At 42.0% G+C, this 15,363-nt stretch carries 10 protein-coding genes; 7 read left to right on the forward strand and 3 right to left on the reverse strand.

The window, feature by feature from the left end:
* Positions 1-42: 42 nt before the first annotated feature.
* Positions 43-1,476, reverse strand: a complete 1,434-nt coding sequence (locus ACSSVW_RS09110; protein WP_230235588.1) for a dipeptidase — start codon at positions 1,474-1,476, stop codon at positions 43-45.
* 214 nt (positions 1,477-1,690) lie between these two features.
* Here ACSSVW_RS09110 and ACSSVW_RS09115 point away from each other — a divergent pair, with 214 nt between their 5' ends.
* Positions 1,691-1,831 (forward strand): DUF2986 domain-containing protein, encoded by a 141-nt coding sequence (locus ACSSVW_RS09115; RefSeq protein ID WP_074988980.1) that lies wholly within the window; start codon positions 1,691-1,693, stop codon positions 1,829-1,831.
* Positions 1,832-2,062: 231 nt separating this feature from the next.
* Entirely contained in the window at positions 2,063-2,920 is an 858-nt protein-coding gene (locus tag ACSSVW_RS09120; protein ID WP_065978586.1) for an AraC family transcriptional regulator, read from the forward strand.
* 65 nt (positions 2,921-2,985) lie between these two features.
* Here the strand turns inward: ACSSVW_RS09120 and ACSSVW_RS09125 are convergent, their stop codons facing one another.
* Both ACSSVW_RS09125 and ACSSVW_RS09130 read right to left on the reverse strand, forming a co-directional pair.
* Positions 2,986-5,118 (reverse strand): TonB-dependent receptor plug domain-containing protein, encoded by a 2,133-nt coding sequence (locus ACSSVW_RS09125; protein WP_454179186.1) that lies wholly within the window; start codon positions 5,116-5,118, stop codon positions 2,986-2,988.
* 118 nt (positions 5,119-5,236) lie between these two features.
* A complete protein-coding gene (locus ACSSVW_RS09130; protein ID WP_065978588.1) occupies positions 5,237-6,088 on the reverse strand; it encodes a universal stress protein in 852 nt (283 codons plus the stop codon).
* 250 nt (positions 6,089-6,338) lie between these two features.
* Here ACSSVW_RS09130 and ACSSVW_RS09135 point away from each other — a divergent pair, with 250 nt between their 5' ends.
* From ACSSVW_RS09135 to ACSSVW_RS09155, 5 genes are all read left to right on the forward strand, one after another.
* Positions 6,339-7,529 (forward strand): MFS transporter, encoded by a 1,191-nt coding sequence (locus ACSSVW_RS09135; RefSeq protein ID WP_036966850.1) that lies wholly within the window; start codon positions 6,339-6,341, stop codon positions 7,527-7,529.
* Between the two features lie 316 nt (positions 7,530-7,845).
* The gene (locus ACSSVW_RS09140; RefSeq protein WP_454179187.1) at positions 7,846-11,094 is read left to right on the forward strand and encodes an nSTAND1 domain-containing NTPase; all 3,249 of its coding nucleotides are present in this window, start codon (positions 7,846-7,848) and stop codon (positions 11,092-11,094) included.
* A 23-nt stretch (positions 11,095-11,117) separates the two neighbouring features.
* A complete protein-coding gene (locus ACSSVW_RS09145) occupies positions 11,118-11,489 on the forward strand; it encodes a DP-EP family protein (RefSeq protein ID WP_454179188.1) in 372 nt (123 codons plus the stop codon).
* A 156-nt stretch (positions 11,490-11,645) separates the two neighbouring features.
* Positions 11,646-12,626, forward strand: a complete 981-nt coding sequence (locus ACSSVW_RS09150) for a diguanylate cyclase (protein ID WP_454179189.1) — start codon at positions 11,646-11,648, stop codon at positions 12,624-12,626.
* Between the two features lie 136 nt (positions 12,627-12,762).
* Positions 12,763-15,282 carry a TonB-dependent receptor plug domain-containing protein gene (locus tag ACSSVW_RS09155; protein WP_454179190.1) on the forward strand — a complete coding sequence of 840 codons (2,520 nt, stop codon included), beginning with the start codon at positions 12,763-12,765 and terminating at the stop codon, positions 15,280-15,282.
* Positions 15,283-15,363 lie beyond the last annotated feature (81 nt).

The following is a 15,363-nucleotide window of genomic DNA, read 5'->3' on the forward strand; positions in this document are numbered from 1 at the left end:
AACGCCACTTCATTGAAGTGGCGTTTTTACGTTTGCAAATGATTACATATTTCCGAGCTTTATCATCATCGCGGTGTACATTTTTAAATTCAGCGCTAATTGCTGCTCAGTAATAAACTCATGTTCTGAGTGACCCGTGTATTTTTTACCTGGCATTGATGGCCCAAACGATACAGCATTATCAAACAGCTTTGCATTTGTGCCCCCGCCAATCGACACAAACCCCGCGTCTTCATCACCAGTAAAGTGCTTAAAAATATCCAATAAAGCTTGTGCATGCGGTGCGCTGTCTAACAGCATAGGCGTGCCAATAACGATATCAGTGTCTTTTAATGTCACGTTATTACGTGTTTGCCACGCAGTCAGCGCATTATTAATTTGCTGCTTTAATACGTCTTCTTGCTTTCCGACAGGGCGACGCATATTAACCGACAGCTTAATTTCATTCCCATCACGTGATAACAATGTTGGCGACACAGTCATAGGCCCCATAAAATCATGTTGATAAGCAATTTCACCAAACTGAGCGCCATATAAGTCAAGGCCAATTAACTGGTTAATAAACTCGATTGCTTGACCGTCGCTGTTGTTTTCAAGGTCTAGTCCTTTAAATATTTCAGCAAGATGCGCTATGGCATTTTCGCCCGACTCCGGCTCAGACGAGTGAGCTGAGGTCCCTTTTACTTGCACCAATAAACCTTCTTCTTGTTCTTTTATCGCCACTTTCACGTTTTTAAGTTTACCAACGTTATCGTGTAATTTTGCCACAGTCGCGGCATCCGCATTATGCACTAACACACTGGCATCTTCTGGTATTTGACTTACAAAAGCACCGCCTTTTAAATCAGTGACATATAAGCCTGTTTGCGCTGAAGTGGCTGAAAATGTTGGCGCAATTAAACTCCAGCCTTTTTCTGCCACTACGACCGGATACGACGCATCAATCGTCACCGCATACTTAGGTTGCTGGTAGGTTTTCATAAACTCTTTAAGTGGCGCCCAATCCGACTCTTCAGCAAGGTATACCATCAGTTCAATACGGTTATTTAGAGTAACCCCTTTATCTTTAATGGCTTTCATTGCATGGAGTGCTGTGGCAATTGCGCCTTTATCATCCTCAGTACCACGGGCAATCAGCTTTCCAGGTTCAGAGGTTTTATCCATTTTAAACGGGCTTTGTTGCCATTTACTGGCATCAGCAGGTTGAACATCCCCGTGCGTAACAATCGTTACTTTCTCAGCTTGGTTGCCCATGCCTATTAATACCGTGTAGCCTAAATCTTGATAATCAAAACCAAACTGCGCCGCTTTCATTTTTAAAAATGATTTAAAGCCAATAAAGTCTGGATTATCCGGCGTAGCTAGGCCCTCTTTATTGACCGTTGGATACGAAACTAGATTTTCGAGGGTATGAATTTGTGCTTGTTGATAGCGCTCGACCGCATAGTTAGCCAGTTGTTCACTTTGTTCAGCGATGGCAGCCTGACCAGAAAAGGCACTAAATAAGAATGCAGCAAGTAATGAATGTTTCAAGATAAGCTCCAGAGTTTTAGAAGGTTTTCGCAAGTAGACCTTGATTGTAACGGTTATAATCGCGACATGATATCTCTTGTGCGACGAAAACTGCTCGGCTTCTGAGCAATTGCTCTGTACAATACTGACTGGCCTATCCCATAACTTACAAAGTACCATGAACCGTAGAAAAAAGATCTTCACTAAACTGAAACAAAAAGACAAACGCGCCAATGCTAAATTACACAAAAGCAGTAAGCCTGCGTATGTTTCAAAAGCTGAGCGTGAAAAACTAGCGCAACAAGAAAATGAGATGTAGCCGCGATTTTACATCACATAATTTTTTAGCATAAACCTGGGGCACATCTCATCCCCGCTATTTTTAGGTCGTGCTTTAGCGCGTCTTTATTTTGCCCTAAAGCAACACCTGCTAGCACGCTACCTATTTACTCAATATCAATTAAACTCAAAATGCGCAATTTCAATCAGGTAACCATTTAAGGGCCATGACACACTTAACACACTTCTGAATAAGCATTAACGAGTCATCATGAAAACGAAGCAACAACAACGTATTGAGCATGTTTGTGATTATATTAGTCAGCATCTCAATGACTCTTTATCACTCGACACTTTGAGTGATGTAGCCTGTTGTTCAAAATATCATTTTCACCGTTTATTTGCCGCTTCAGTGGGAGTCAGTGTGACTAAGTACACGCAACTTGCTCGCTTAAAACGTGCATCATTTCGACTAGCATTTGAGCATCAAGTTAAAGTGATTGATATTGCACTCGAAGCACAGTTTGATAGCCCAGAGGCATTTAGCCGCGCCTTTAAACGCACTTTTACACAGTCTCCTAGTGAATTCAGAAGCAAACCAAACTGGCCTAACTGGCACTCTCAGTTTGAATTTTCTTTACCTGATAAAAAGGACTGTTTTATGAATGTAAACATTGTCGACTTAAAAGCCCAGCCCGTCGCTTTATTAACCCATCAAGGTGCTGCAAATACCCTTATGAATACCGCCGCACATTTTATTGATTGGCGAAAAAGCTCAGGATTATCACCGGTTAAAACCAGCAACACCTATGGTATTCCATACAGTGACCCTGCAACAACTGAAGATCATGCCTTTCGTTTTGACTTTGCCGGCAGCATTACAAAGCCAATTCCTGATAACCCACAAGGAGTCAGAAATGGCGAGATCCCAGCGGGACGCTGTGCCGTAGTGCGCCATAATGGTTCACACGATACGATTAGCGATACAGTGTATTATTTATACCGCGAGTGGCTACCACAAAGTGGTGAAGAAGTGCGTGATTTTCCGTGTTTCTTTCATTACCTCAATTTAATTCATGAGGTGGATGAATGTGATTTGCAAACTGATATTTATTTGCCGATTAAGTGACACGAAGCGTGTAAGCAGGTGTAGGCGCGATTTGACATCGCGCCTACAAATACAAAACCCCTTGCCTAAAACCGATAACTGATACTGGCATTATAGGAGCGACCTTGTCCTGCTAGCTGCTCAAAGCCAGTGCGCATATCGTGCTTGTAGTTAGCAATATTCACTCCGCCAAGTGGCTGCTGATAATACGCATCAAGTAAGTTGGTAATTGCTAACTTAAAGGTTAAAGTTTGCCATGTTTTTTTACTTGAGATAGCTAATAAATTGTAGCTATCGGTTTGATTTTCTAATCGGCGCTCATCCACCTTGTCTTTACTGTCAACCCATTGCCAACTCAAGGTGCTTTCCCAGCCTTTATACGCGTGTTCAATGCTTAGTTCTGTGTGCCATGGCATAATTTGATATAAATCTTCGTGGCTGTCATCGCGCTCGCCATAATTGCTGGTAAACGCTCCTTTTAACTGCCATTTACCTGCTTGCTTCGAATTATACAGCTCAATAAGGCCTGCTAATTTTAGCCCATACAACGTCGCATCTAAATTAGTAAAAGTAAGAATATGTCGCTTGGTATGAGCACTATCAGTGCGGTTAAAGCTTTGCGTCACTTCAGCATCAATATAGTCATTTACCTGCGTGTACCAGGCATTCGCCGTTATTTGCCAGCTATCATCTTTTGCCAGCTTAGTGTAGCTAGCGCTTAGCGTATGAGCGGTTTCAGCTTTTAAATCAGGATTACCAATGTAGCCATTACCATCACCAAACCAGCCAATCATGGTACTTGCCATAGTGCCAACACCCCAGCTGTAACGCTCATATAAATTTGGGGCTCGGTTTTTACGGGCAAAACCAAATTGCAGCTCATCATTGCGACTTATTTGGTAGCGTGCAAGCAGACTAATATCAACTAAAGTATCGTCACGTTTGCGATCCCGCTGATTAAATTCCATCGCAGCCTGTGCATCGGTTTTTGACGTGTCCATCATTGAGTTCATATGACCCACACCGCCCATAGTCCCTTTGTTATAGGCTTGTACGTCGCCTGTATTTGTTGTTACCTGTTCAATACGCATGCCTGCCGACAGCCACCATGCTTGATTAACTTGACTTTCATACTCTGCGAATGCACCCAGACGATTACGTTTACCATCATTAATATTTACGTATTCGTTCGGCCCCATCATCATTGACCCTTCAACAGCAGGCCACCAATCATCGATACGATAACTGTAATATTCGTGCCCAAACAAAAGTGACGATTCTGCAGATAAGTCTAAACGCCAGTGCAACTGATAACTGTAGTCTTGTGCGTCGGTATTCATAGGCATCATGCCGGGTTTCTCTGTACTAAAAAAACCCATTTCGTGCTTCACGTCGTGGGCATTTACTTGTACATGTAATGCGCCCTCTTCAAGATCACGTTGGTACTGTGCCACCATCCCAAAGCTTGTGTTATCCGTCATATCCATGTATTGATTTGGAAAACCCTGATAGGGAATTTTTTGATGGCTAAATTTTACTATAACCTGCTGTTTATCATCACGAATAGCACCTGTTAATGCATGATTTTGCACACGATATAACGTGTCGAGTACGCGCTCCCCATGACCATCGTTATAACTGTTAGCCTCTTCAAAGCTGCCTTGATAAGACACGCTTACATTGTTGCTCGCAATACCCATACCTAGCCCATAGGCTTGGCTGTCGCTAACGCTTTTATATTGTGCGGTGGTATAACCTGAGCGCCAAGTGAGCTGCTCCGAATCGCTAAACTCAGGCGCAATAGTATTCACACGAATAACCCCAGCAATATTATCGCCCCCGCTGCTAACCGGTGATACCCCCGCAACAACACTGTACGATGTTACTTGATTAGCTGAGACATAGGACAAGGGTGGGTTCATTTGATTAGCGCACGCCGCAGTGACATCCGCACCATCCACTAATACTTTAACCCTGTCTCCCATCATGCCATTTAATACAGGTAAGCTTGATACACCACCCGCCGCTGAAAAATCAACGCCTAAATCAGATAACAGTGAATCGGCAGAGCCAAGCAATTGATGACTATTTTGGGCATGACCTTGCACTTCGATCACTTCGATAGAATCATCAGCAACAGCAGAGACACTTAAAATAGCGCAAATCAATGCAGCAACTTTAGTAACTAAAAAACGAGGGGGAGTTAAATGCGTGTTCATAAGTCTATAAAATAAAAAGTTAATTTATAAACCGATTATAAAACGCATTAATTTGGCTGAACACGTGACATATTGTCGCACCCGCTGCGCAGCCAAAACTTACAGAACACAAAAAATACTAGCGTAATACCACCAACGGAATACGGCTATCTTCAAGCATTTTTAATGTGGTGCTGCCCAAAAAGAATTGTCGCCATTTAGAGTGACCAAATGCCCCCATCACCATAAGATCAACGGCATGGTCGCTTTTGTAACGCCATAACGCCTCATATACATCGCCATCGAGCATGCGTGCTCTCACATTAAACCCATGCTCTGCTAAGCGTGCCGATGCGGTGTCCAGCTTATCTTGGCAATGACCATCATGCTTATCGACCATGACTAAATGACAACCTAAGCCTTTTAAAATCCCCCCTTTAATAATTTGGCTTATTGCTTGGTCAGTACTGTCACTGCCATCGTAAGCCAGCATAAAATTAGTGGGAGCATGAAACTGCGGCGGCACAATTGCCACAGGAGTATGAACTTGACGAATTAAGGTTTCGATATGCGACCCTAGCATCTTAAAATTATCACCGTGTCCTTTTCCTGCACGGCCAATAATCATTACTCTGGCACTGTCTTCATGTGTCAGTAACGCATCGACTAAACTCATTGAAAGCTGTTGTTTTTCAACAGCGGTCAGCCCTGCATGCTCAGCTTTCTTTACAGCTTCCTCTAACAGTAAATGGCCATGTTGAGCAGCGACTTTATTGCGCTCTTGTTCAAGTTTGGCAAGCTGTTCAAGTAATGATGTTTGCGAACCTAAGCCAATAATCGCCGTTAGGTCATCACTACCCTGTTGCAAAGGAGGCTCTAGCGCATGTAAAAAACGTATGGGGTGCGAAGTACGTTTGGCTATCCAAATAGCAGCCTCTGTCACTGCACTGGTGATAGTTGAACCATCAATACAGGCGAATATCTTTTCCATTGCCACTCCCTCCAAAGCCAAGTCTATATACACAGTATAGTTGGGATTTATATTTGTATTTATTTTGAAATGCTCAGCCTTAAGAAGTTCAACTTTATTCGTTATAGCAAACTAATATAGAACGTTCCAAAAAGTGCTGGTTTACTCTATTTTATTTGTATTACAATAGCGCATAGCACCTCTTATCATCAGAACGCAACATGGTTCTGGCATTTTCTATTTCTCTTAAAACATGTTTTAAAGGAGTTACATGACTAACGTCACCAAAACTCAAGGCCGCGAAAGCACCTTTACAATCTTAATCGTATTAGCCTTAGGAACATTTATTCTTGGCCTCTCTGAGTTTTCAATGATGCCAATGCTGCCGCTTATTAGCGAAACATTTTCATCAACTCCGGCACAAAGTGGGTATGCCATTAGCGCCTATGCTATTGGTGTGGTGGTGGGTGCACCACTTTTTATGATCACCACAGCCAATATGCGAAAACGTAATGCCCTACTTATGTTTGTTACTATGATGTTTTTATTCAATGGCTTAAGTGCTTTTTCACATTCTCTTGAGCAATTGATTTTATTTCGCTTTTTAAGTGGCTTGCCCCATGGAGCCTATTTTGCCGCCGCTATTTTACTGGCCGCCGACATTGCCCCTGCCGACAAACGAGCCAGCTTTATGTCAAAAGTATTTATGGGCTTAACCGTGGCGACCATCGTGGGTGTACCAATGGTGACGTTAGTGGGACAGAACTTTAGTTGGCGCTATTGTTTAGCTGGCACCGCAGTGCTTGCTCTTGTTGCTTTAGTGCTAATTGTAAAATACGTACCAAACGTTAAGAACTCATCACCCACTTCAATTCTAGATGAATTAAGTGTGCTGAAAAACAAGCTAGTATGGACTATTTTAGGCATCATTATTATTGGTTTTGGCGGCGTATTTTGTGTTTACACTTACATTGCCGACACTATTTTAATTGTGACTCATACGCCCGCTTACACGATATCAATCGCTATGATCATGTTTGGTATTGGCTGCACCTTAGGCAACTATGTGTTAGGAAAGGCAGCCGACCATTCACCACTAAAAACCACAGGGGCAGCACTTATAGGTGCCGTCGTATTTGCAGCAAGTTATGTCAGTGCCAGCCACAATATTTGGCTACTTTATACGGTGATTTTCTTTATTGGTTTTAGTGTTGGTTTGGGTACTGTTATTCAATCACTATTAATGGATGTATCACCACAAGGCCATGCCATGATAGGTGCACTCGTACAATGCGCATTTAATACAGCCAATGCCATTGGCCCTTGGCTTGGTGGTATGGCCATTGCCCAAGGTGCATTGCCCAGTCAAACGGGTTATGTCTCGGCAGCCCTCTTTTTAGGCGGCTTTATGATGTGGTCATTAAGCGCAATACAAATGAAAAAATTACGCGTTGAAAGTTAACCAGTTAGTCAAATTTGTAGCCGCGATTCCATATCGCGTAGAAGGAGTGGCGTTTAACCAAGAATGGCTTACCATTCGGCGTTAAAACGCCTCCTTCAACTTGCTACTCTCTTTTTATTGATCCCGAAATACCTCTTCGATTCTTACGTTAAATACACTTTATAAAAACGTATATACACTCGATATGTTGACTTTTTTGTTTCAAAAAAGGCAACGCACTTGCCGTCAATCTCATAATATAGTATTAATCAAGAGTGTGCGTGGCATGAACAAAATCGGTCCAGGCGATTAATTTTAATAAAAAGAAGATAACACTATGAGTACGGCGCTGTTTTTCGTTGGTGAGTGGCAAGTTACCCCCAGCACAAATTCAATACGACGTGGCGAGCAAGTAAAACACATCGAGCCAAAAGCAATGGATGTATTATTGCTGCTATGCGAAAAACAAGGTGAACTGTTAACCAGCGATGAAATTATCAATCACTGTTGGCCAAATGTAGCGCTTGGCGATAACCCGCTACATAAAGTCATCACGCAGCTACGCAAAGCATTTGACGATAAAGCCAGTAACCCGCATTACATCGAGACCATTCGTAAACGCGGTTACCGCGTTATTGCCGAAATCAACTTTGTGCTCAACGAAGAACAAAAAGCCAGCCAAACCAGTTGGCAAGGTGACTCACCTTTTGTTGGCTTAAGTGCGTTTGCACCTGAGCAAGCCGATGTGTTTTTTGGCCGTAACAAACAAATTGCCACCTTGTTACAGCGAGTGTCAGCTCAAATTGAGTTTGGTCGCGCATTTTGCTTAATTTTAGGCGCCAGTGGTTCAGGTAAATCGTCGTTAGTTAACGCAGGTGTATTGCCCGCTTTAATGTCGAGTAATGGCTACGATGGCATTAGAGTACACAGTTACTGCCAACTCGACTTTGCCGATGTCAGCAAAGAGCGCTTACTGCTTGATTTAGCCTCAACCTTGCTCGATTTAGAAATAAACGACGCACCTGTACTTCGCGATATAAGCGCCGATACACTGGCTGAATTGTTATTAACAGATCCAGAACAGGTTATTACCCGCTGTAAAGTAGCCCTTGCAACGCTAAATACAGAGCACACTACGCCCTATTTATTTTTATTTATCGACCGGCTCGAAGTGCTATTGTCATCACCGGTGTTTAGCGACGACGAACGCAGTCAGTTTTTAAAACTCATAGAATGCTTAGCGACAAGTGGCTGCATGATCATTTTTAGTGCCTGTCGTAATGACTTTTACCCGCAAGTAGTGAGCCAACCAAGTTTAATGGCAGGTAAAGCCAATGGCGCACACTTTGATTTATTAGCGCCAACGCGTTCTGAGCTTAAGCAAATGATCCGTTTGCCAGCACTGGCAGCAGGCTTAAGTTGGCAACATCACCCAGAGCATCACACACCGCTTGATGAACAACTTTGTAACGATACTGCCAATAACCCAGATGCATTGCCAATGCTGCAATACACCTTGCAGCAACTTTACTTGCAGCGCAGCCCAGACAACGAATTATTGTTTTCTGAATACCAAGCGCTTGGCACCATCGAAGGAGCCATCGGCCAAAAAGCCGAACAGGTATTTTGCCAATTACCCAAAGACCAACAAACTGAACTTGCCGCAGTACTTTCTAAACTGATCACCTTAAACCCAGATGGCGAAACACTCACCAGCCGCGCTGCGCGTTGGAGCGAATTAACCTGCCCTGCTGCAACCAAGCTTGTTCAGGCTATGGTCGATAGCCGTTTGTTTGTATCGCACCTTAAAAATGAACAAGCCTGTTTTAGCCTTGCCCACGAAGCGCTGCTGCGCCATTGGCAGCGCGCTATCGACTGGGTAGCTGTGCATCAACAAAGCTTAGCGATAAAAAGCCGCGTGCAACTAGCTACCGAGCGTTGGTTGCTTGAACAAAAACACACCGACTTTCTACTAGCCCAAGGCAAACCGCTGCAAGAAGCACACAGCCTAGTTAAAAACCCTATGTTTAGCTTATCAAGCGACGAACAAGCGTTAATTAAAGCTTCTAGCAATAAAGCGAAACGTAAAAAACGCGTGTTACAAATAACGGTGGCTGCACTTGTTTGCTTAACCTTTATTGCTACATTTATGAGCGTGCGCAGCTACCATGCAGAGCAAGTAGCAAAACAAAAACGCCAAGAAGCTGAGAGTTTATTGGGTTTTATGGTCGGTGAATTTGCCGACAAACTCAGAAGCGTTAAGCGTATGGATTTACTGGATGGTATTAGCAATAAGGCTCTTGAATATTTTTCCAATCAAGACGAAGAAGCTGCCTCGTTGTTTGACTTTAGCGATAAACAAGCTCAGTTTAATAACCGCTTTCAATACGCTCAAACCTTAGAGGCCATGGGCGAAGTCGCCTACTCTCGCGGCAAAACCGACGAGGCCTTCACCGCCTTTGAAAATGCACGAACGCGCCTAGAATCTTTACTAAAAGTTCAACCTAATAACCTAGATGTTTTAATGCTTGCAGGGGCCAATGCCTTCTGGCTTGGGCAATTAAACTTTTATAGCAGTGACTACAATGCCGCCGAGCCTTGGCTAAAACGCTACCAAGAGTACAGTGAAAAAATGTACACATTAGCACCCAATGACTTTAACTCGATTGTAGAGCTATCTTATTCACACAATTCACTTGGCTCGCTGTATTTAAAACAGTTTAATTACGCACTTGCAAAACAAAGCTTTACTGAGTCTTTAAAACTTAAAAACCAAGCCCTTGAGCTTAAACCTAATAACAAAAATTTATTACGCGATAAAACAGACACCATTAGCTGGATTGCAAGCACAGAAGAAAGGCTAGGAAATTTAAGCGAAGCATTGACCATGCTTGAGCAAGCTATTAATCAATTAGATTCTGTCCTAAAAATAAGACCTGATGATGCCAGTCTTCTTAGCGACATTTTTAATATTTATATGCAACAAAGCTATCTTTTAAGTTACTTTCCAGATAAACAAGATGCTTATAGGAAAGTAGAAAAAGCATTGTTTGCAATAAACAAAGCACGTTTACAAGATCCTGAAAATGAAAATTTCAAACGCAAATATTACAGGGCTCTTTCATTTCAATTAATGCTATCAGAAGAAAGTAAAACAAACATCGATGAAATAGTTAACTACACTGATAGCAATGGCTTTGAAAAATCTCAAATTATTGAAATCCAATTAAATATTATAAATTACTTAATAAACGTAAAAAACTTCTCCCAAGCAGAGAGCCTCTTACTAAAACTTGAAAATAATACTGACTATAAGGAAAGAGAAAGTAATAAAGAAAAAATAGAAAGTAACATTGATTTTATAAAAGTAAGTTTAATAAAAGCAAAACTATCAAAAGATAAACTAGTTAAAAGTTCTATTTGCCGAGATATCATTAATTCAATAAATGAAAACCACTACCGCAGTAAAAGCATAAGAATAACTCACCCCCTTATACAAGCTTACACATGTTTGAATAAAGAAAGTGAAGTCAACACAATTAAAAGTAAACTAATAGAGTTAGGTATTACTAACTTTGATCTATAAAAAACAACTAGAAGGTAATAACAATGAGCGAAAGTCAAACTTACAACTTTACAGTGAATGTTACACTTAACACTGAAAATGAAGCTGTATTTACATACTTCCAAAACGGTCAGCAAGTTTCTGGTGGCGGTACTGTCAACGAAAGAAACAGCCTAGGTATTTATACACTTGATGACGCAACATCTGAAGCGGGCTTTCAGTTTACAGGTGCTAAATTTGCAAACCTTGAAGGTGATTGCGAGCAAGACTTTAGCTTTAAAGTCACTAATGATGGCCAAACAATTGAAATAGCCGATACTGATGAAAATAACGGTACTGCGTGTATGATTTTCATCGTTGAGTACAATGGCACAAGCTATGAAAGTGCCGACCCGCAAATAAAAAATGAAGACTAAAACTAAAAAAACTTCATAAAAAGCTCCTTTCAAGGAGCTTTTTTACATTTAAAAACAAGCAATTAAAACCAGAAGATTACCGAAAGGTTAATTTGCACTTTTTTAAGTAACTTTATAGACACCAAAATCGTTTGCATCAGCAAAAAGGAAACGAACGTGTCTACTAACAAAAATGAACAACCAAGCACTGCTAAATCAGAAGCGAAAAATGCACTTGCGCAGTCCATCAATTCAGAGCAACTTGCACTAATTGCACAAATGTTTCAGAACATTCCTGAGGGAGTGTTTATCATTAATGGTCAAGGCACATTTGAATTTGCAAACCCGATGGCGGCACAACTTTTAGGTGATAACCAAGAAGCGTTAATCGGTCAAAACCTGTTACATTACCTACACGACACCGACCGTGACAAATACATGTATACCCTACTCAGTTGGTTAGATCATAAAGACTCGCCCATTAGCCTTGGGCCAAACGAAGTTAAAATTAACCGTGCCGATAGTAAAACCCTTGAAGCGGATTTATGTATTTCAAGCTTGCCAAAAAATATAGCTATTGCAGAAAACTTATTTATTTGTGTATTACATGATTTATCATCACACAAAGAGCAATATAATCGCTTAGTTAAACAAGCCACCACTGACCATTTAACCGGTCTTGCAAACCGCCTTACATTAGAAGAGTCATTAAAAAAACATTGGCAAGAAAGCGTACAAACTAATCAAGCGATTAGTACTATATTAATCGACATTGATTATTTTAAATTATTTAATGACCGATTCGGTCATGTTAAAGGCGATAAATGCTTACAAAAAGTCGCGAGTATAATTGCCGAATCATTGCCTTCTCGCGATTGTTTAGCTGCGCGTTATGGTGGCGAAGAATTCGCCATTATATTACCTCGCTGCCAAAAAGACACCGCAGAGGCCATCGCTAAACATATTCAAATTAAAATAAATAATACGCTATTTACCGACATTGGTTTACCGAGCGACTTTAGAATAAGTGTAAGCCAAGGTATTGCATGTGAATATAATAATCAATATCGCACATCAGAAGCGCTAATTTGTGCAGCCGACACCGCGTTATATCGTGCAAAGACAGAAGGCAGAAATAAAATTAGCACGAGCCTATAAACACTTAATTAACAAACTAAAAATCTAGTTAACAAGTCGTATTAGTTACGCATATACTATACTTTAATATTATTTGTTTGTTCCCACTTTGCATTTTACACTGCGCTAAAATAGATAAGTCAGATGGGAATCAACAATGGCATTATTCAACAAATTACCTTTGCAACTTGCAATTGCAAGTACGCTTGCTGCATCAGTGACTGCAATCGCTGCTGAGCAACCTGCTGAAAATACAGCAAAAGACATTGAAGTTATTTCAGTGACGGGCACACGTCGTAGTTTACGTAGCCTGTCTGAAAGTACAGTACCGGTTGATTTATTAACAAGCCGCGACTTAGCAAGCACAGGTCAGCTTGAAATTAGCCAAGTACTTGCCTCTCAATTACCAAGCTTCAACTACCCAAGTGCGACCCTTGCTGATGGTACAGACCACGCTAAACCTGCTGTATTACGTGGCCTCGCTCCTGATCACACCTTAGTACTTGTTAACGGCAAACGCCGTCATGCAGGTGCGCTATTAAATTTAGGTGGCACAGTGGGTCGTGGTTCAACGGCAGTTGATTTAAATAATATTCCTACCTCTGCGATTAAGCGCGTAGAAGTACTGCGTGATGGCGCAGCGGCACAGTATGGCTCCGATGCCATTGCTGGTGTAATTAACATTGTACTAAAAGATGCCGATGAAGGCGGTAGTGTAAGCTACACCTATGGTGAGTACGACACGCAAATGGCAGGCTCGCCACAGTTATTAAGCACAGGCACAGACAGCGAAGGCAACTTAAGCTTTGCAAAAGGCGCTGACCGTAAATTAAACGATGGTATTTCACGCACCGCAAGCGCTAATGCGGGTTTTTCATTTGCAGATAATGGCTTTATTAATATTTCAATTGAATCACGTAATAACGAGCCAACCAACCGCTCAGGTATTGACCAGCGTGAGCAATATAGCCGCGATGTAAACGGTAACCTAGACCCACGTGAATTCGACTTTGACCGTTATAACCACCGTTTTGGTAAAGCTGATATCGAAGATATTGCTGTGTTTTATAACCTAGGTTACGAGTTTGATAACTCGCTATCACTTTACTCATTTGCCAGTTACTCAAACCGTAAAGGTAACTCAGCGGGTTTTTATCGTCGTGCCAAAGACTCTCGTAACTTAACTGAGGTTTACCCAGACGGTTTCTTACCAGAAATTGATACCGATGTAGATGACTACTCATTTGCTATTGGCCTTAACGGCGAAACCAATGACTGGGCATGGGATATAAGCAGCAATTATGGTCGTAATGACTTTGCGTTAGGGGTAAGCAATAGCTTGAACACCTCAATGGGTGTAAATAGCCCAACTGAGTTTGATAACGGTGCGCTTGTCTACGAGCAATACCTCGTTAACATGGATGCCAGCAATACCCTTGATTTAGGTTTACCCGACGATGTATTTGTGACAATTGGCGCAGAGTATCGCCACGAAAACTACCAAATCAAAGCAGGTGAAAAAGCCTCTTACATCACTGTACTTGATGAAGAAGGCAACCCTGTTGCGGCGGGTGGCGCACAAGTTTTAGCGGGCTTTTCACCAGAAAGTGCCACCGACAAGAGCCGCCATAATGTCGCGGTATTTGCTGAGTTTGATACGTACCTAACAACCGACTGGAATGTGGTTCTTGCGGGTCGCTTTGAAGATTACAGTGACTTTGGCAGTACCTTTACATCGAAACTGGCTTCGCGTTACAGCATTAATGAATCACTGTCGCTACGCGGTGCAATCAGCACAGGATTTAGAGCACCATCACTTGCACAAACGTCTTACAAATCGGTAAGCACAGTGTTTGAAAATGGTATTCCAAGTGAAGTTGGTTTGTTCCCTGTTGATGAACCTGCCGCAAAAGCACTGGGTGCTCGTGACCTTGATGCAGAAGAATCAGTCAACATGACTGCAGGCTTTATCTTTACGCAAGGCGGTTTTAGTTTAACACTTGATGCGTATCGCATTGACATTGATGACCGTATCGTCTTGTCTGAAAACTTAAGCGGCCCAGAAGTAGAAGCTATTTTAGCCGAAGCAGGCGAAGTTAATACTCAAAGTGTTCGCTACTTTACCAATGCCATTGATTCACGTACGCAAGGTGTTGATATTGTTGCAACCTATTCATTAGGCTTAGAAAGCTACGGCGATTTACGCTTAAGTGCGGCTGTTAACTTTAATGATACTGAAGTGACTCATGTCAAAGAAAACCCCACTGAGCTGGAAGCGCTTGGTGACAGCTACGAGTACTTTGCACGCCGTGAAATCACCCGCTTTGAAGATGGTACGCCAGCAGATAAGTGGAACTTGTCGGCAACCTGGGACTTTGAAAACTTTCAAACAACATTACGTGCTACGCGTTATGGTGAAGTTGTGGATACATCAAGCACACCAGAAGGTGATGAAGTCATTGATGCAAAATGGATCACGGACTTAGAAGTCGCGTACCGCCCATCTGAACAGTGGAAATTTGCTGTTGGCGCAAACAACTTATTTGATCAGTATCCACAAGATACTGTTAGCAATATAGGCTACAGCGACTTTAATCAAATTTTCACCTACAGTGCATTCACACCTTATAGCTTAGATGGCCGTTTTATCTACGGAAACATCACCTATAGCTTCTAAAAATAAGCGGTGCTGGCTTAGGCTGGCACCGCGTCCTACTTTGTAAGTAAAGCCCGCGAGTAAAAATATCTCGCTTGTAAC

Source organism: Pseudoalteromonas sp. MBR-15, from assembly GCF_053628915.1.

What these genes read in the sequence shown, in the direction of transcription:
- ACSSVW_RS09115 (WP_074988980.1), top strand. Translation starts at nt 1,691, where the DNA reads ATGAACCGTAGAAAAAAGATCTTCACTAAACTGAAACAAAAAGACAAA.
- ACSSVW_RS09120 (WP_065978586.1), top strand. Translation starts at nt 2,063, where the DNA reads ATGAAAACGAAGCAACAACAACGTATTGAGCATGTTTGTGATTATATT.
- ACSSVW_RS09125 (WP_454179186.1), bottom strand. Translation starts at nt 5,118, where the DNA reads ATGAACACGCATTTAACTCCCCCTCGTTTTTTAGTTACTAAAGTTGCT.
- ACSSVW_RS09130 (WP_065978588.1), bottom strand. Translation starts at nt 6,088, where the DNA reads ATGGAAAAGATATTCGCCTGTATTGATGGTTCAACTATCACCAGTGCA.
- ACSSVW_RS09135 (WP_036966850.1), top strand. Translation starts at nt 6,339, where the DNA reads ATGACTAACGTCACCAAAACTCAAGGCCGCGAAAGCACCTTTACAATC.
- ACSSVW_RS09140 (WP_454179187.1), top strand. Translation starts at nt 7,846, where the DNA reads ATGAGTACGGCGCTGTTTTTCGTTGGTGAGTGGCAAGTTACCCCCAGC.
- ACSSVW_RS09145 (WP_454179188.1), top strand. Translation starts at nt 11,118, where the DNA reads ATGAGCGAAAGTCAAACTTACAACTTTACAGTGAATGTTACACTTAAC.
- ACSSVW_RS09155 (WP_454179190.1), top strand. Translation starts at nt 12,763, where the DNA reads ATGGCATTATTCAACAAATTACCTTTGCAACTTGCAATTGCAAGTACG.